The sequence below is a fragment of the Azospirillum sp. NS33 genome (assembly GCF_059703765.1).
Genome location: NZ_BAAKJB010000018.1, coordinates 129,769 through 145,199, shown reverse-complemented (window position 1 = coordinate 145,199; position 15,431 = coordinate 129,769). Strand labels below are relative to the sequence as shown.

General features: G+C 69.7%; 16 protein-coding genes and 2 rRNA genes. 12 read left to right on the top strand and 6 right to left on the bottom strand.

From position 1 onward, the window contains the following. Together AC6H2I_RS17225 and rrf are read left to right on the top strand one after the other, a co-directional pair. Positions 1 to 113 (top strand): 23S ribosomal RNA (locus AC6H2I_RS17225); the annotation flags it as partial. A 118-nt stretch (positions 114 to 231) separates the two neighbouring features. Continuing rightward, positions 232 to 347: ribosomal RNA gene (gene rrf / locus AC6H2I_RS17220) — 5S ribosomal RNA — on the top strand. Positions 348 to 468: 121 nt separating this feature from the next. Here the strand turns inward: rrf and AC6H2I_RS17215 are convergent. Then, positions 469 to 1,242, bottom strand: a complete 774-nt coding sequence (locus AC6H2I_RS17215) for an FCD domain-containing protein (RefSeq protein ID WP_497501904.1) — start codon at positions 1,240 to 1,242, stop codon at positions 469 to 471. Between the two features lie 155 nt (positions 1,243 to 1,397). Here AC6H2I_RS17215 and AC6H2I_RS17210 point away from each other — a divergent pair, with 155 nt between their 5' ends. Genes AC6H2I_RS17210 through AC6H2I_RS17200 form a run of 3 tightly spaced genes read left to right on the top strand, consistent with a single transcriptional unit; the run spans position 1,398 to position 4,285 of the window. After that, entirely contained in the window at positions 1,398 to 2,222 is an 825-nt protein-coding gene (locus AC6H2I_RS17210; RefSeq protein ID WP_497501903.1) for a (Fe-S)-binding protein, read from the top strand. Then, the gene (locus AC6H2I_RS17205; protein ID WP_497501902.1) at positions 2,212 to 3,639 is read left to right on the top strand and encodes a LutB/LldF family L-lactate oxidation iron-sulfur protein; all 1,428 of its coding nucleotides are present in this window, start codon (positions 2,212 to 2,214) and stop codon (positions 3,637 to 3,639) included. Before AC6H2I_RS17210 ends, AC6H2I_RS17205 begins: the two co-directional genes overlap by 11 nt. After that, on the top strand, positions 3,632 to 4,285 hold the full coding sequence (locus tag AC6H2I_RS17200; protein WP_497501901.1) for a LutC/YkgG family protein: 654 nt from the start codon (positions 3,632 to 3,634) through the stop codon (positions 4,283 to 4,285). The genes AC6H2I_RS17205 and AC6H2I_RS17200 overlap by 8 nt, the downstream gene beginning before the upstream one ends. A gap of 43 nt (positions 4,286 to 4,328) precedes the next feature. Here AC6H2I_RS17200 and AC6H2I_RS17195 read toward each other — a convergent pair whose 3' ends face one another. Next, positions 4,329 to 4,751, bottom strand: a complete 423-nt coding sequence (locus tag AC6H2I_RS17195) for a hypothetical protein (RefSeq protein ID WP_497501900.1) — start codon at positions 4,749 to 4,751, stop codon at positions 4,329 to 4,331. A 140-nt stretch (positions 4,752 to 4,891) separates the two neighbouring features. Here AC6H2I_RS17195 and AC6H2I_RS17190 point away from each other — a divergent pair, with 140 nt between their 5' ends. After that, entirely contained in the window at positions 4,892 to 5,098 is a 207-nt protein-coding gene (locus tag AC6H2I_RS17190) for a DUF6898 family protein (protein WP_497501899.1), read from the top strand. Between the two features lie 197 nt (positions 5,099 to 5,295). Beyond that, the gene (locus AC6H2I_RS17185) at positions 5,296 to 5,580 is read left to right on the top strand and encodes a hypothetical protein (RefSeq protein WP_497501898.1); all 285 of its coding nucleotides are present in this window, start codon (positions 5,296 to 5,298) and stop codon (positions 5,578 to 5,580) included. Positions 5,581 to 5,718: 138 nt separating this feature from the next. Here the strand turns inward: AC6H2I_RS17185 and AC6H2I_RS17180 are convergent, their stop codons facing one another. Next, entirely contained in the window at positions 5,719 to 6,162 is a 444-nt protein-coding gene (locus tag AC6H2I_RS17180; RefSeq protein WP_497501897.1) for a Ros/MucR family transcriptional regulator, read from the bottom strand. A 594-nt stretch (positions 6,163 to 6,756) separates the two neighbouring features. Here AC6H2I_RS17180 and rpiB point away from each other — a divergent pair. From rpiB to ribD, 4 genes are all read left to right on the top strand, one after another. Further along, positions 6,757 to 7,194, top strand: coding sequence for a ribose 5-phosphate isomerase B (gene rpiB, locus AC6H2I_RS17175; RefSeq protein ID WP_497501896.1), 438 nt, complete (start codon positions 6,757 to 6,759; stop codon positions 7,192 to 7,194). Between the two features lie 40 nt (positions 7,195 to 7,234). Beyond that, positions 7,235 to 8,542, top strand: a complete 1,308-nt coding sequence (glyA, locus tag AC6H2I_RS17170) for a serine hydroxymethyltransferase (RefSeq protein ID WP_497501895.1) — start codon at positions 7,235 to 7,237, stop codon at positions 8,540 to 8,542. A gap of 64 nt (positions 8,543 to 8,606) precedes the next feature. Continuing rightward, positions 8,607 to 9,071: a transcriptional regulator NrdR gene (nrdR, locus tag AC6H2I_RS17165; protein WP_497501894.1), complete on the top strand. Its 465-nt coding sequence runs from the start codon at positions 8,607 to 8,609 to the stop codon at positions 9,069 to 9,071. A 59-nt stretch (positions 9,072 to 9,130) separates the two neighbouring features. Then, complete coding sequence (ribD, locus tag AC6H2I_RS17160) at positions 9,131 to 10,243, top strand: bifunctional diaminohydroxyphosphoribosylaminopyrimidine deaminase/5-amino-6-(5-phosphoribosylamino)uracil reductase RibD (protein WP_497501893.1); 1,113 nt, start codon at positions 9,131 to 9,133, stop codon at positions 10,241 to 10,243. 1 nt (position 10,244) lies between these two features. On the opposite strand, the gene AC6H2I_RS17155 is transcribed toward ribD, so the two are convergent. After that, positions 10,245 to 11,540 (bottom strand): EAL domain-containing protein, encoded by a 1,296-nt coding sequence (locus AC6H2I_RS17155; RefSeq protein ID WP_497501892.1) that lies wholly within the window; start codon positions 11,538 to 11,540, stop codon positions 10,245 to 10,247. 184 nt (positions 11,541 to 11,724) lie between these two features. Beyond that, positions 11,725 to 12,921 (bottom strand): ribonuclease D, encoded by a 1,197-nt coding sequence (gene rnd / locus AC6H2I_RS17150; protein WP_497501891.1) that lies wholly within the window; start codon positions 12,919 to 12,921, stop codon positions 11,725 to 11,727. 182 nt (positions 12,922 to 13,103) lie between these two features. On the opposite strand from rnd, the gene aspS reads away from it, so the two are divergent. Beyond that, positions 13,104 to 14,945 carry an aspartate--tRNA ligase gene (aspS, locus tag AC6H2I_RS17145; protein WP_497501890.1) on the top strand — a complete coding sequence of 614 codons (1,842 nt, stop codon included), beginning with the start codon at positions 13,104 to 13,106 and terminating at the stop codon, positions 14,943 to 14,945. A 69-nt stretch (positions 14,946 to 15,014) separates the two neighbouring features. Here aspS and AC6H2I_RS17140 read toward each other — a convergent pair whose 3' ends face one another. Beyond that, the gene (locus tag AC6H2I_RS17140; RefSeq protein ID WP_497501889.1) at positions 15,015 to 15,227 is read right to left on the bottom strand and encodes a hypothetical protein; all 213 of its coding nucleotides are present in this window, start codon (positions 15,225 to 15,227) and stop codon (positions 15,015 to 15,017) included. Positions 15,228 to 15,431 lie beyond the last annotated feature (204 nt).

The window sequence follows — 15,431 nt, the reverse complement described above, 5'->3', positions numbered from 1 at the left end:
CCAAACAAGCATTCCCCGAGAGCCGTGATAGACCATCACGTCGATAGGAGGCATGTGGACGCGCGGCAACGCGTGAAGCTAAGCCTTACTAATCGCTCGATCGGCTTGATCGCTCGTGCGCTTCGTCGCGCGCAGCAGCAAGCCCGACCAAGACCAACACCGCCGCAAGACACCAACGTCACTTTCACACCCGATCCTGCGCTCCAAAAGAGCGCGTGTGCGCCGCGGTGACCTGGTGGTCATGGCGAGGGCTCAAACACCCGATCCCATCCCGAACTCGGCCGTGAAATCCCTCAGCGCCAATGGTACTGCGTCCTAAGACGTGGGAGAGTAGGTCGCCGCCAGGTCACCACGGCGCACACACACGATCACACCCTCTTCACCATCACCAACGCCCGCACCCCCCGGTGCGGGCGCTGGTGTTTGCGCCCGCCCCCCCGGTGCGGGCGTTGATGTGACTCACGCCGCTCAACGGCGCGGACCGGCGACCAGGTCGCCCCGGCCCAGGCGGCGCAGCGAGGCCTCGAGGCGCGCCTCCTCGTCGCGGATCTCGCGGACGGTGTCCAGCGTGTAGGCGATGTGCTCCTCGGCCGCCCGGGCCGCGGAATCGCCATCTCCGGCGATGACCGCGTCGTGGATCGCCCGGTGCTGCGCCAGCAGCAAGGCCCGCGTGCCGGGCCGCGTGTAGAGTCGTGTGCGGCTGTAGAACACACCCCGCCGCAGCATCGCCGACAGTCCGCGCATCACGTGCAGCAGGACCACGTTGTGGGTGGCCTCGTAGATCGCCAGGTGCAGATCGCTGTCCGCCTCGGCCTCCTCGCCGGGATCGTCCAGGGCGTGGGCCGCCTCCATGCGTTCGAACACCGCCGCCAGGGCCTGACGGTCGACGCCGGTGGCGCGGTGCGCGGCGAGGCGGGCCGCATGCCCGTCCACGGTCCGCCGGAACTCCAGGTAGTCGAAGGTCGTCTCCGGATGGGATTCCAGGAGTGCGGCCAGGGGGGCGAACAGCGCGGGGCCGACGATGTCCGCCACCAGCGTGCCGTCGCGCCCGGCGCTCAGCAGCCCCTTGGCCTCCAGCTTCTGCAGCGCGTCGCGCAGGGTCGGGCGGGAGACGTCGAACCGCTCGGCCAGGTCGCGCTCGGCCAGCAGGCGCTCGCCCGGCCGCAGCGCCCCCTCCAGGATCAGCGTTTCGATGTGACCGGCGATCACGTCCGCCGCCTTGGGTTTCACCGCCTCGCGCATGCGCCGCTTCCGCTGCTGCCCCGTCCGCTGCCGCGATCCTACGGAGCGTCCGGCCGGCTGTCCATCGGTCGGCCGCGGTGCTTTGATACTGTTCGGTTGACGAACATGGTAAAAAAACTTATCCATCGAACAGCGTTCCCGAGCGAAGGCCTGCCATGCCCGGACCCCCCACGCCGCCGGCCGCGCGGCCGGACACCGCCTCGACCCCGGCCGTTCGGCCGGACACAACCTCGACTCCGGCCGCACGGCCGGACACGGTCTATGTCTTCGCCACGTGCCTGGTCGACCTGTTCTATCCCGAGGCCGGGTTGGCCGGCATGGAGCTGTTGCGCCGGCAGGGGCTGCGCGTCGTCTTCCCGCAGGGCCAGAGCTGTTGCGGGCAGCCCGCCCGCAACAGCGGGCTTCACGAGGAGGCGCGCGCCGCCGCCCGCGCCCAGTTCCGCGCCTTCCCGGAACCCTGGCCGATCGTGGTGCCGTCGGGCAGCTGCGCCGGCATGATGCGGGTCCACTACCCGGAACTCTTCGCCGACCAGCCCGACCGTGCCGAGGCCGAGGCCTTCGCGGCCCGGGTCTGCGAGTTGACCTGGTTCCTGGTCCATGTCCTCGACGTGCGGCTGGAGGACCAGGGCACGCCGGTGCGGGTGACCTGGCATCCGTCCTGCCATTCCCTGCGGGAAATGGGGGTTACCGATGAACCCAAGCGCCTGTTGCGGGGCTTGGCCAACGTCGAGGTGGTGGAGAACCCGCGGGAGCGCGAGTGCTGCGGCTTTGGCGGGACCTTCTCGGTGCGCCAGCCGGAGGTGTCCGGTGCCATGGTCGCCGACAAGGTCGAGAGCGTGGTCGGCACCGGCGCGGCGGTCCTGCTGACCGGGGACTGCGGCTGCCTGATGAACATCGCCGGCGCCATGGAGAAGGCGGGCACGCCGGTGCGCGCCCGCCACATCGCCGAGTTCCTGATGGAGCGCTGCCATGGCCGCTGATGGGGATTTCGCCGCCCGCGCGCGCATGGCGCTGGGCGACGCCGGTCTGCGCGGCAATTTCCGCAGGGCGATGGACGGGTTGATGGCCAAGCGGGCCGATCAGTTCCCCGACCCCGAGGCGTGGCATGCGCTGCGCGCCCGCGGCAGCGCCATCAAGCGCCGTGTGCTGGCCCGCCTGCCCGATCTGCTGGAGCAGCTGGAGGAGCGCTGCCGGAGCAACGGCATCCAGGTCCACTGGGCAGAGACCACCGACGAGGCCAACCGCATCGTGCTGGACATCCTGCAGGCCGCCGGCGCGCGCACCCTGGTGAAGGGCAAGTCGATGGTGTCGGAGGAGATGCACCTCAACGCCCACCTCGCGCGGCACGGCATCACCGCGGTGGAATCGGACCTTGGCGAGTACATCATCCAATTGGCCGGCGAAGCGCCGAGCCACATCGTGATGCCGTGCATCCACAAAAACAAGGCGGACATCGCGCGGCTGTTCACCCGGCACATCGCGGGGCACGGTTACACCGAGGACGTGGCCGAGCTGACCGCGGCGGCGCGCCGGGTGCTGCGAACCACCTTCGCGGCGGCCGACGCCGGGCTGTCCGGCGTCAACTTCGCGGTCGCCGAGACCGGCACCCTGGTGCTGGTGGAGAACGAAGGCAACGGCCGGCTGTCCACCACCCTGCCGCCCCTGCACATCGCGGTGATGGGCATCGAGAAGCTGGTGGAAACCCTGGACGACATCCCCCCGCTGCTGGCGCTGTTGCCCCGCTCGGCCACCGGCCAGGCCGTCACCACCTACGTCAACATGATCAGCGGCCCGCGCCGGCCGGGCGAGAAGGACGGCCCGGAGGCGGTGCATCTCGTCCTGCTCGACAACGGACGCTCACGGGTCTACGCCGACGCCCAGCTGCGCGACACCCTGCGCTGCATCCGCTGCGGCGCCTGCATGAACCATTGCCCGGTCTATGCGCGGGTCGGCGGCCACGCCTACGACGCGGTCTACCCAGGCCCGATCGGCAAGATCCTGACGCCGCAGCTGGCGGGACTGGACGTCGCCGGCGACCTGCCCCACGCCTCCAGCCTGTGCAACGCCTGCGTCGAGGTGTGTCCGGTGCAGATCCCCATCGCCGACATCCTCGTGCGCCTGCGCCGCGAGGCGGTGCGGCCGTCCGACAGCCCCGCGGTGAAGGGGGCGGGGGCCAAGCGCGCCCCGTTGGAGGCGCTGGCCTGGGCCGGGTGGCGGCGCCTCGTCCAGTCGCCCCGGCTCTACCGCCTGGCCGGGCGCCTGCTGGCGCGCACCGGCCACCTGATCCCCGCCGGCCTGCCGCCGCTGCGCCAATGGACGTCGGTCCGCAGCCGGCCGCGCTTCGCCCGGCGCACCTTGCACGACCTCGCCCGTGACCGGGGATTCGACGATGCCTGACGCCCGCCACGCCATCCTCGCCCGCCTGCGGGCCGCCCCGGTGTCGCAGCCGCCGGCGCACCCGCCCTGGACCCCGCCCACCTTCGGTGAGGGCCGGGTGGCGCGATTCTGCAGCATGATGGAGGCGTGGCGCGGCGAGGTGCACGCCGTCGACGCCGCCACCTGGCCGGATCGGCTGCGGGCCATCCTCGATGCCAAGGGGGTGCGGCGGCTGCTGTGCGGGCCGGCCGCGGAGGCGGGCCGGACGCTCGCCGCGGCGTGGGCGGACCGGGCCGACGGGCCCGTCCTGGTGCCCTACGACCGCCCGGTGGAGGCGATGAAGGACGTCCTGATCCACGAGGTGGACGCCGCGGTGACCGGAACCCTGGGCGCCATCGCGGAGACCGGCACCCTGGTGCTGTGGCCCACGCCGGACGAGCCGCGGCTGATGTCGCTGCTGCCACCGCTGCACGTCGCCCTGGTGGCCGCGTCGGCGGTGCGCGACACCCTGGCGGAGGTCGTCGCGGCCGACGGCTGGGCGCGGCGCATGCCGACCAACGTGGTCCTGGTCTCCGGCCCGTCGAAGACCGCCGACATCGAACAGACCCTCGCCTTCGGCGTGCACGGCCCGAAGGAACTCGTGGTTCTGGTGCTCCAGGACCGTTGAGCGGGGGCCGGCGGGTCAGGGGCAGCCGGTCAGGGCCAGCGGGTCAGGGCCAGGGGGCCTGGCGTGCGACCGGGGTGATCAGCACACGGTCGATGACGTGCTCGCCCAGGATCTTTTCGATGGTCCCGTCGATGCGCTGACGGAACGCGGTGGCGTTGGCGATGTTGCCGCGGATGATCCATCCCTCGTCGACCGCGTCGTAGACCAGCGTCAGCATGGCGTCGTGCAGGCGCGGCATGGCCGCCAGCGCCTCGCCGAGCTTGGTGGGATCCGCCAACTCCAGGGTGACCTCCAGCTGGTTGTACTTCTCCAGCCGTCCGGCGTTGATGACGGGCACGAACAGCGGCCGGATGCGCACCGATGGCGGTGGTGCGCCCGGTGCCGGCTCGGCGGCCGGGGCGGGCAGGGCCGTCGCCGCGAGAAGCGCGGCCAGCAGCAGGGATGGCGGGCGGAGGCGGGCGCCCATGCGCGGGATCTCCTGTCGAGCGTGGCGGTCATGGGGCGGGGCGAACCGATGGGTCGCGCGCCGGCCGGTCGCCGCAGTATACTGGGAACGAGGGGGCGGCGCGAGGGGTGCTGCCGGGCCCCGGATGGAGCGACAGCCACATGCCCGTGTTCGACGAAAACGACGTCCTGCTGGAGTACGTGCGGGTGGGCAACTACCTGAAAGTCAGCGCCATCGATCCCGCGACCGCGACCGAGGTCTCGGTGTCGGGGCCGGCGACGGGAAGCCGGGAGCTGCTGCGGCGGACCGCGATCAACAAATTGCGCTATGTCCTGCAGCGCCAGCAGGCGGGTGGCGCGAAGCGCTGAGCCCGTCCCCGGCGGCCGGGCCATGCGGCGGCGCGGCGGGCGGGTGCGGCAGGTGGCTCTGGCGCGCCGCCGCCGGGCCGGGTAGACAGGGGCACGACCGACAGGACGGACCGGCGTGGCCGGTCCATGCCGTCGGCCCCTTCCCATTCCCCGGCGAGGACAGCATGCGCTTCGTGAGGATGGCGGGACTTCCCGCCGTGGCACTGATGCTCCCTTGGCTGGCCGCAAGCGCGGTCGCCGCCCCGGCCAACACCTACATCTGTCTGAAGCCGGGCATGCCCGGCTGCATGGACGACGCGACGACCTTCGTCAGCGCGGACCGCATGCAGAGCTGCCAGTTCGAGGCGAAGGATTATGTGGAGCGCACCATGGCCTACCTCCAGTGCCTCAACGACGAGAGCACGGCCACCGGCAAAGAGCTGACCCGCAACGTCGAATTGTTCAATTGCCGGCTCTCCGGAGGCCGGACCTGCGAGCCGTGAACGGGCCCCGCGGCGGAGCGCCGCCGGCGGCCGCGCCCCGTCGGCAGCCCGACGCCGCGGTGGCGGGAGCGGCGGCGGGGGCGGCGGGACTGGCGGCCCCACCCGCGCGCCGGTTCGGGAGGTGCCCCGCCAGGCCCCTCAGGAGGCCTTGCGGCGGGTCTGCCGACTGGCGGTGCGGCCCAGGCCGATTCGCTTCGCGAACTCCGACCGCTGCGCCGCGTAGTTCGGCGCCACCATCGGGTAGTCCACCGGCAGGTTCCAGCGCGCCCGGTACTCGTCGGGCGACATGTTGTAGGTGGACCGGAGATGGCGCTTCAGCATCTTCAGCTTCTTGCCGTCCTCCAGACACACGATGTACTCCGGCGTGACCGATTTGCGGATCGGCACCGCCGGCTTCAGCGGCTCGCTCGGCGTGTCCTGCGCGCCGTTGTTGAGCCCGGTCAGGGATGAGAAGACGGTGGTGATCACCTCGGAAATCTGCTGCGTCGGCAGGACATTCTTGCTGACGTAGGCCGAGACGATGTCTGCGGTCATGCGCAGCATCGCATTGTCGGGAACATCGGAACGGAGCGGGTCACTCATTGCCTAGTGTCCTGGATTTTTCGTTTTTGATCCTAGCAACCACGTTGCACACCATGATTTGGGTGTCAATATAAAACCGACAAGGTCGGCGTTGCGTTATTTGTTGGTGCCAGAACTGGCCCAGAGCGGGAAAATTAGGCTTGGCTGAAATCCGTTCGGACGGGCGACCTCGGCGGCAACAGTGCGCCTTGTCTAGTGTCTTGCAATCACCAAGATGGAAAAATTCCGGTGGCGCGACTGGGCGACTCCGGCGCCACGATACGAATCGGCGAAATCGCTTACTCCGTACTATGCGTATGGTGGGGGTTTTGTCGTCTTTTGGTTGATTGTGCGATGACGGTTTCGCCGGCGCGCTCCGGGGCCGTGGCGTGGCGCACCCGACCCGCGGGGGGCCGGGCGGGGCGGTCCGCCGCCGCCGCGGGCGAGTCGGCGGCCCGCCGGCGTGGTGCCGGCCTTGTGTCGAACTGGTGATCGGCACCGACATCTGGTAGTTTCCCACCGGGACCGGGCGTCCGGCCTCGTTCCACGCGATGCTGGCGGCTGGCCGTGGGGCGGGGGCGATCGGCCGTCGCCTTGGCAAGCAGAGTGGGTGTCATGAACGTGAAGACCGTCGCCTTGGCCTCGGACCATGCGGGCCTTACCTTGAAAGCGGAGCTGCGCGACCACCTTGCGGGGCTGGGCTACGAAACCGTGGATCTCGGCACCCACGGGCCGGAGTCCGTCGACTATCCGGATTTCGCCGACGCCATGGCCGCGGCGCTGCGCGACGGGCGGGCCGAGCGAGGTGTCTTGATCTGCGGCACCGGTATCGGTATCAGCATCGCGGCCAACCGCCACAAGGATGTGCGCGCCGCCCTGTGCGCCGAACCGACCTCGGCCCGCCTGGCGCGCGAGCACAACGACGCCAACGTCCTCGCCCTCGGGGCGCGGGTGATCGGCCCGGAGATCGCCAGGGATTGCCTCACCGCGTTCCTGACAACCGATTTCGCCGGGGGCGAACGCCACAGCCGGCGGGTCGCCAAGCTGGGTTGAGGAAGGCGTGCCGCCGTTCGAGTTGAAAGGAATCCGTCCCATGTCCGCCCCCACCACCGCCACCGCCGAGATCGGCCGCTTCTTCTCGGCCACCCTGGCGGAGACCGACCCCGAGCTTGCCGGCGCCGTGCGCGACGAACTGCTGCGCCAGCAGGAGCAGATCGAGCTGATCGCGTCGGAGAACATCGTCTCCACCGCGGTCCTCGAGGCCCAGGGCTCCGTCATGACCAACAAGTACGCGGAGGGCTATCCCGGCCGCCGCTACTATGGCGGGTGCGAGTTCGTCGACGTGGCCGAGCGGCTGGCGATCGAGCGTGCGTGCAAGCTGTTCGACTGCGCCTTCGCCAACGTCCAGCCCAACTCCGGCTCCCAGGCCAATCAGGCGGTGCTGCTGGCCCTGCTGCAGCCGGGGGACACCGTGCTCGGCATGTCGCTGGCCGCTGGCGGTCACCTCACCCACGGCGCCCCGCCGAACCTGTCGGGCAAGTGGTTCAAGGCGGTTCAGTACGGGGTGCGGCGCGACGACCATCTCATCGACTTCGACGAGGTCGAGCGGCTGGCGCGCGAGCACAAGCCGCGCCTGATCATCGCCGGCGGCTCGGCCTACCCGCGCACCCTGGACTACCAGCGGTTCCGGGCGATCGCCGACGAGGTCGGGGCGTACTTCATGGTCGACATGGCCCACTACGCGGGTCTGGTCGCCGGCGGCACCTATCCCAACCCGCTGCCGCACGCCGACGTGGTGACCACCACCACCCACAAGACCCTGCGCGGCCCCCGCGGCGGCATGGTGCTGACGAACAGCGAGGAGATCGCCAAGAAGATCAACTCCGCCGTCTTCCCCGGCCTCCAGGGCGGGCCGCTGATGCACGTCATCGCCGCCAAGGCGGTGGCCTTCGCCGAGGCGCTGCGGCCGGACTTCAAGGTCTACGCCCAGGCGATGCTGGACAACGCCCGCATCCTGTCGAAGACGCTGATCGCCGGCGGCCTCGACATCGTCTCGGGCGGCACCGACAGCCACATCGTGCTGGTCGACCTGCGCCCCAAGAACCTGACGGGCAAGGCGGGGGAGGCGAGCCTGGAGCACGCCGGCATGACCTGCAACAAGAACGGCGTTCCCTTCGACCCGCAGAAGCCGATGGTGACCTCGGGCGTTCGCCTGGGCAGCCCGGCGGCCACCACCCGCGGCTTCGGGACCGCCGAGTTCGAACAGGTCGGCCAGATGATCGTCGAGACGCTGGACGGCCTGGCCGCCAGCAACTCCGGCGACAACGTGGCGGTGGAGCAGGCGATGCGCGAACGGGTGCGCGAGCTGTGCCGCCGCTTCCCCATCTACCCCACGCTGTGAGGCGTCACGCCGGGCCCGCGCCGACGGGGCGGGTCCCGGCCCACTTCAGGGAGATCCCCGGCCCATGCGTTGCCCGTTCTGCGGACACGAAGACACCCAGGTCAAGGACTCGCGCCCGACCGAGGACAATTCGGCCATCCGGCGGCGACGTTTCTGCGCGGGGTGCGGCGCGCGGTTCACCACCTTCGAGCGCGTGCAGCTGCGCGAACTGACGGTGGTCAAGAGCGCCGGGCAGCGCGAACCCTTCGACCGTGAGAAGCTGTTGCGCTCGATGCGCATCGCGGCCCGCAAACGGCCGATCGACGCTGACCGCATCGACCGCATCGTCAACAGCCTCGTCCGGCAGCTCGAATCCTCGGGCGAGAGCGAGATCCCGTCGAAGCAGATCGGCGAGATGGTGATGAACGCCCTGCAGGCCCTCGATCAGGTCGCGTACATCCGCTACGCCTCGGTCTACAAGGACTTCCGCGAGGCCGCCGATTTCAACCAGTTCGTCGGCCAGCTGGCCCCCGAGCACCAGGAAGGCTGAGGCGCGGCGGACCCCCGCCGGCCCGCAGCCGCAGGACGCCCCGGCGGGGAGCCGAAGCGATGCCGTTCGACCAGGATGACCACCGACACATGCGGGCCGCCCTCGCCCTTGCGGGCCGCGGCCTGGGGGCGGTGTGGCCGAATCCGGCGGTGGGATGCGTCCTGGTCCGGGCGGGCACGGTGGTCGGCCGCGGCTGGACCCAGCCGGGTGGCCGCCCCCATGGCGAGACGGAGGCGCTGCGCCGCGCCGGGGCCGCGGCCGCGGGTGCCACCGCCTATGTCTCGCTGGAACCGTGCAACCATTTCGGCAAGACGCCGCCTTGCACCGAGGCCCTGCTGGCGGCGGCGGTGGGCCGCGTCGTGGTGGCCTGCGAAGACCCGGACCCGCGCGTCGCCGGCAGCGGCGTGCGGCGGCTGCGCGAGGCGGGGGTGCCGGTCGAGGTGGGCCTGTGCGCGGAGGAGGCCTACGAGCTCAACCGCGGCTTCTTCACCCGCATCCTGCACGACCGGCCGCTGTTCACGCTCAAGCTCGCCACCACCTTGGACGGGCGCATCGCGACCCACAGCGGCCAGTCCAAATGGATCACCGGGGAATGGGCCCGGGCGTGGGGTCACGGGCTGCGCGCCGGGCACGACGCCATCATGGTGGGCATCAACACCGCGCTGGCCGACAACCCCGACCTGACGTGCCGGCTGCCCGGCCTGGGCCATCGCTCGCCCGTCCGCATCGTCGTCGACAGCCGGTTGCGCCTGCCCCTGACCAGCCGCCTGGTGGCCACCGCGGCGGCGGTGCCGACCTGGGTGATCACCCGTGACGACGCCGACGCCCTGCGCGTCCAGGCCTTCGCCGATTGCGGCGTGGAGGTGCTGCCGTTGCCGCCGGACGCCGCCGGAATGCCCGACGTGCGGCGGGCCGGCGCCGTCCTGGCGGGGCGGGGCCTCACCCGGGTGCTGGTGGAGGGGGGGGCCACCCTCGCGGCCTCTCTCCTGCGCGCCGGGGTGGTCGACCGCCTGGAGTGGTTCCGCTCGGCCCGGGTGATCGGCGGCGACGGCACCGCCGCGGTCGCCCCGTTCGGGGTCGCCAGCCTCGACGCGGCGGCGGCGTTCGAGCGCCGGGAGATCCGGGGGTGCGGACCCGACGTGCTGGAACGCTACGCCCGCCGGCAGCGCTGAGTCAGCCGTCCAGCCCCTTGGCGGCGTTGACGGCGTCGCGCACGGAGACGCCCTTGCGCATGATGTTGTCCACCGCACGGCCCTGGACGAGCCGGATGCCGGCCTTCTGTGCGTAGACCAGGCTGGACACGGAATCGCACCGCGCCATGATGAACTTGCAGCGGTCCTGCTCGGCGATCCGGTCGAAGAAGTACTTCTCGAACGAAGCGTCCATCTCGAGCATGTCGTTCGACCAGAATATCTTGGCGTAGTCGGCGTTCAGGTATTCCAGGTCAAAGTTGGTGACCCAGAACGGGTTGAGGCCGTCGACCGCAATCTTGTACTGCCGGTCCTGGGCGAAGTCGACGACCTCCTGGAAAAGCTGGAGATTCTCGATCAGGTCGCCCTTGGTGACCTCCAGCACGACGCTGCCGCGGAAATCGATGGGCAGGCGCTCGTCGAACTTCACGAAGCCGGTGGAGATCACCGTGGACAGGTTGATGTTGATGCCAATCTTCCGTCCACGCATGAAGGACATGCCGTGATTCAGCGCCTTCAGCACCGACTGATCCAGGTTGGCCGTGAAATAGTTGAACAGCCACTTGTTTCCCGTCAGGTCGTAGTCGGGGCACAGCCGTTCCTGAAGCAGCTTGATCGAGATGTAGAGCTCGTAATAGGCCATCTCGTCGTCGGATGCCGGGTCGAGATTGGCGACCGCCTGGTTGAACAGGAAGGGGGACAGGTCGAACATCTGCATGGAGCGTTCGAGCTTGGCCATCTCCTCGAGGGTGATCGGTGGCTTGGTCTCGACTGCGCCGCCGCCGGCCTCGCTGATCTGCAACTCCTCGACGAAGCGGATGACGTTGATGAAATTCAACGCCAGTTCCATGATCGAGTAGAGGGAGTACTCCTTGTAGGGATTCGGCCCCGTCAGCGTCGTCTTCGACAGGAAGGCCTGCTCGACCCGCTGGCACACCTCGGTGACGCCGGACAGCTTCAGTCCCTTGTAGAGAACGATGACGTCGCCGTTGGAAATGTTGAAGGATTGGAGAAAGGACGCCTTGCTGCCGAGTTCCTGGATGATCGTGCGCACGATCATCTGGCTGGTCGGGTCCTTGTCCTTCAACAGTGACAGATGCATGTGGATGAGCCGCATGCCCTGCAGCTCGTTCTTCGCCGACCGCAGCAGATTCAGAAGTTTGTCGTTGTCGAATTCGGGTCTCTTGTCCTGTGCGGCGGCGACGGCCTGCTGCTTCTCCATGGTGGAGAGGCGGACTCGGTCCCTGCCCATCGGCGGCTTGCCCCGAAACGTGCTCATACAGAACTCCTGTGCGCCGCGGCGCGTCCGCTGAGGGCGGCTGCCCACCATCACGACGGGTGCCCCCGCCGTCCAGGGTGCAGCCCCCAGCTTCTTCAATGATGCCTTAAACGGTGGTTAATAAGAACCTAAATTGCAATATATTTTTCGCTGATCATACGCCCACGTACGACACAAAACCCGGTCACCCGCCGTCGGCGGCGACGTCCCCGGCGGGCGCCAGTACGGCGTCGGGGGTGGGGACGATGCGCACCCGCCGCTCGACCACTGCGAGTGCGATCCGGCCGTGCTTCAACGCCAGCGCGTCGTCACCGAACAGCTCGCGCCGCCACCCCGCCAGGGCGGGAACCTCGGCGTTGTCGTCGGCGGCGATGGCCTCGAGATCGGCGGCGGAGGCGACCAGCTTGCTGGCGACGTGGTTCTCGTCGCACTTCATCTTCAGCAGAACCCGCAACAACTCGATCACCGGCGCCAGCCCCGGCGGCAACTCCTCGCGCGGGTCGACCCGTGGCCATTCGGATTCCGGCAGGCCGAGCCCCCGCTGGACCGCGGCGAGCACCTCCTGGCCCTGGCGCCCCTCGGCGAAGCCGCGCCCCATGCCCCGGGTGCGCGCCAGATCGTCCACCCCGGCCGGGGCGTGGGCGGCGATTTCCAGCAGCGCCTCGTCGCGCAGCACCCGTGCGCGGGGCAGGTCGCGGCGCTGCGCCTCGCGCTCGCGCCACGCCGCCAGTTCCTTCAGCACCGCCATGAAGCGGGGCTTGGTGGTGCGCACCTTCAGGCGCTGCCAGGCGGTGTCGGGGTCGACCCGGTAGGTCCGCGGGTCCGTCAGGACCGCCATCTCCTCCTCCAGCCACTGCTCCCGCCCGGTGCGGGAGAGCCGCTTGTGCAGCTTCTCGAAAGCAGGGCGCAGGTGGGTCACGTCGGACAGCGCGTACTGCAACTGGCGATCGGTCAGCGGGCGCTGCGACCAGTCGGTGAAGCGGCTGGACTTGTCGATCCGCGCACCGGCCAGCTTGGTCACCAGCGTCTCGTACCCGACGCTCTCGCCGAACCCGCACACCATGGCCGCGACCTGGGTGTCGAACAGCGGGTGGGGGATCTGCCCGGTGAGCTGGTAGAAGATCTCCAGGTCCTGGCGCGCGGCGTGGAACACCTTCAGCACACCCGGGTCGTTCAGCACCGCGACCAGGGGGGCGAGATCGATGCCGTCGGCCAGGGGATCGATCGCCGCGGCCGACCCCGGACCGGCGACCTGGATCAGGCAGAGCTGCGGGTAATAGGTCTTCTCCCGCAGGAACTCGGTGTCGACGGTGATGAAGTCGGCGCCGGCGAGGTCGCGACAGAACGCCTCGAGGTCGCCCGTGGTTGTGATCAGGGTCATCATCCGTTCATACACGACCGCGCGGGCGCGGGAAAGGGCCGCAAGAGCGCGGGGCGTCGCGCCGCCGCGTCGACGGGCCGCTTCGCGGCTTGACATTCGCCCGGCGTCGGTGTGCTCTTGCCACCATTTGTGCGCCGGAACCGCCCGATTTCCCCGACGTTTCTCCCAAGGTATCCCGACCCATGCACCCCTATCGCACCCACACCTGCGGCCAGCTTCGCGACGACGACGCCGGGCAGACCATTCGCCTGTCCGGCTGGATCCACCGCAAGCGCGACCATGGACAGCTGCTGTTCGTCGACCTGCGTGACCACTACGGCATCACCCAGTGCGTGGTCGACACCTCCAGCCCCGCGTTCGCGTCGCTGGAGAGGGTCCGGGTGGAATCGGTCATCACGGTCACGGGCAAGGTCGTCAGCCGATCGGCGGAGACCGTCAACGACAAGATGGCGACCGGCCGGATCGAGGTGCAGATCCAGGAGCTGACCATCCAGAGCGAGGCCGAGCAGCTTCCGATGCCGGTCAACCAGGAGGCCGACACCGGCGAGGAGGTGCGGCTGCGCTACCGCTTCCTCGACCTGCGGCGCGAGCGCATCCACGAGAACATCCTGCTGCGCGCGCGGGTCATCGCGTCGGCGCGCCGCCGCATGATCGACCAGGGCTTCACCGAGTTCCAGACCCCCATCCTCACGGCGTCGTCGCCGGAGGGGGCGCGCGACTACCTGGTGCCCAGCCGCAACCACCCCGGCAAGTTCTACGCCCTGCCGCAGGCGCCGCAGCAGTTCAAGCAGCTGCTGATGGTCGCCGGCTTCGACCGCTACTTCCAGATCGCGCCGTGCTTCCGCGACGAGGACGCCCGCGCCGACCGCAGCCCGGGCGAGTTCTACCAGCTCGATTTCGAGATGTCGTACGTCACCCAGGACGACGTGTTCGCCGCCGTCGAGCCGGTGCTGCACGGGCTCTTCGAGGAGTTCGGCGGCTTCCGCCGGGACGCCATGCCGGCCGTCGACGCGGCGCCGTTCCGCCGCATCCCCTACGAGGAGGCGATGCTGACCTACGGCTCCGACAAGCCGGATCTGCGCAACCCGCTGGTGATCACCGACGTCACCGAGATCTTCCGCCGCGACGACGTGGCGTTCCGCGCCTTCAAGGCGACCATCGACAAGGGCGGCGTGGTGCGCGCGATCCGCGCGCCGAAGGTGTCGGACCGGCCGCGCAGCTTTTTCGACAAGCTGAACGACTGGGCCAAGGACCTCGGCGCGCCCGGCCTCGGCTACATCCTGTTCGAGGCCGGCGCCGGCAAGGGGCCGATCGCCAAGTTCGTGCCCGAGGCGGCGCAGGGCGCGCTGCGCACCCTGGTCGGCCTGGAGGACGGCGACGCCGTCTTCTTCGTCTGCGACCTGCCCGGGGCGGCGGCCAAGCTGGCCGGTGCGGCCCGCACCAAGCTGGGGCAGGAACTCGACCTCATCGAGAAGAACGCGTTCCGCTTCTGCTGGATCGTCGATTTCCCGATGTTCGAGTATGACGAGGACCTGAAGCAGGTCGTGTTCTCCCACAACCCGTTCTCGATGCCGCAGGGCGGCCTGGATGCGCTGGAGACCAAGGACCCGCTGGAGATCAAGGCCTATCAGTACGACATCGTCTGCAACGGTGTGGAGCTGTCGTCCGGCGCCATCCGGAACCACCTGCCGGCGGTGATGTACAAGGCCTTCGCGATCGCCGGCTACCCGCCGGAGGAGCTGGAGGCCCGTTTCGGCGGCATGCTCTCCGCCTTCAAGCTCGGCGCGCCGCCCCACGGCGGGTCGGCGCCCGGCATCGACCGCATCGTCATGCTTCTGGCCGACGAGCCGAACATCCGCGAGGTCATCGCCTTTCCGCTCAACCAGCGGGCCGAGGATCTGCTGATGCAGGCCCCCGCCGCGGTCGCGGTCGAACGCCTGAAGGAATTGCACCTCAAGCTCGACCTCCCCAAGCCCAAGGCCGGGCCGGCCACCCCGGCCGGCGGCCCGACGATCACCCACTGAGGCGATCGCCCACTGGGGGCGATCTCCCCCGCCCCGAAGGGGGCGGCGGGCGATCGCCGGCCGGCCGGCCTATGCCGCGGCCGCGGTGACGAGGCGGTAGAACGCCGCGTCCGCCAGGACCAGGCAGCTCAGGGTCTTCATCTCCCCCTCGCCGTCGGTGTTGACCACCCGGGCGTGGGGGATGCCGAGCAGCGTGACCGTCGCGGTCACCCGCCAGGTCCGGCCCCTGAGCGCGTTGGCGACCTGATACACTTGGCCCACCGCGATCTGATTCCTGCTCATCGTGTTCTCTTCGCTGCGCCGCCGCGACGACGGCCGGTGCATGGTGGCCCGGCAACGTTCAAAAAGCCATCGAATGCCGAGCCCCGGTGCCCATGCCCGATGCGCGCGGTGTGGCTTGCGCTCGGGCGGCGCAGGACCATTTGTGGCTAAGTCCGGATGCAGGCGCGTCCCGGGAACCGATGATTTGGGGGGATCCATGGATTT

Bases quoted from the DNA above. Each gene is read 5' to 3' on its own strand.
- rpiB (WP_497501896.1), top strand. From the start codon at position 6,757: ATGAACGTGAAGACCGTCGCCTTGGCCTCGGACCATGCGGGCCTTACC.
- glyA (WP_497501895.1), top strand. From the start codon at position 7,235: ATGTCCGCCCCCACCACCGCCACCGCCGAGATCGGCCGCTTCTTCTCG.
- AC6H2I_RS17195 (WP_497501900.1), bottom strand. From the start codon at position 4,751: ATGGGCGCCCGCCTCCGCCCGCCATCCCTGCTGCTGGCCGCGCTTCTC.
- rnd (WP_497501891.1), bottom strand. From the start codon at position 12,921: ATGACCCTGATCACAACCACGGGCGACCTCGAGGCGTTCTGTCGCGAC.
- AC6H2I_RS17200 (WP_497501901.1), top strand. From the start codon at position 3,632: ATGCCTGACGCCCGCCACGCCATCCTCGCCCGCCTGCGGGCCGCCCCG.
- aspS (WP_497501890.1), top strand. From the start codon at position 13,104: ATGCACCCCTATCGCACCCACACCTGCGGCCAGCTTCGCGACGACGAC.
- AC6H2I_RS17215 (WP_497501904.1), bottom strand. From the start codon at position 1,242: ATGCGCGAGGCGGTGAAACCCAAGGCGGCGGACGTGATCGCCGGTCAC.
- AC6H2I_RS17205 (WP_497501902.1), top strand. From the start codon at position 2,212: ATGGCCGCTGATGGGGATTTCGCCGCCCGCGCGCGCATGGCGCTGGGC.
- AC6H2I_RS17190 (WP_497501899.1), top strand. From the start codon at position 4,892: ATGCCCGTGTTCGACGAAAACGACGTCCTGCTGGAGTACGTGCGGGTG.
- nrdR (WP_497501894.1), top strand. From the start codon at position 8,607: ATGCGTTGCCCGTTCTGCGGACACGAAGACACCCAGGTCAAGGACTCG.
- ribD (WP_497501893.1), top strand. From the start codon at position 9,131: ATGCCGTTCGACCAGGATGACCACCGACACATGCGGGCCGCCCTCGCC.
- AC6H2I_RS17180 (WP_497501897.1), bottom strand. From the start codon at position 6,162: ATGAGTGACCCGCTCCGTTCCGATGTTCCCGACAATGCGATGCTGCGC.
- AC6H2I_RS17140 (WP_497501889.1), bottom strand. From the start codon at position 15,227: ATGAGCAGGAATCAGATCGCGGTGGGCCAAGTGTATCAGGTCGCCAAC.
- AC6H2I_RS17210 (WP_497501903.1), top strand. From the start codon at position 1,398: ATGCCCGGACCCCCCACGCCGCCGGCCGCGCGGCCGGACACCGCCTCG.
- AC6H2I_RS17155 (WP_497501892.1), bottom strand. From the start codon at position 11,540: ATGAGCACGTTTCGGGGCAAGCCGCCGATGGGCAGGGACCGAGTCCGC.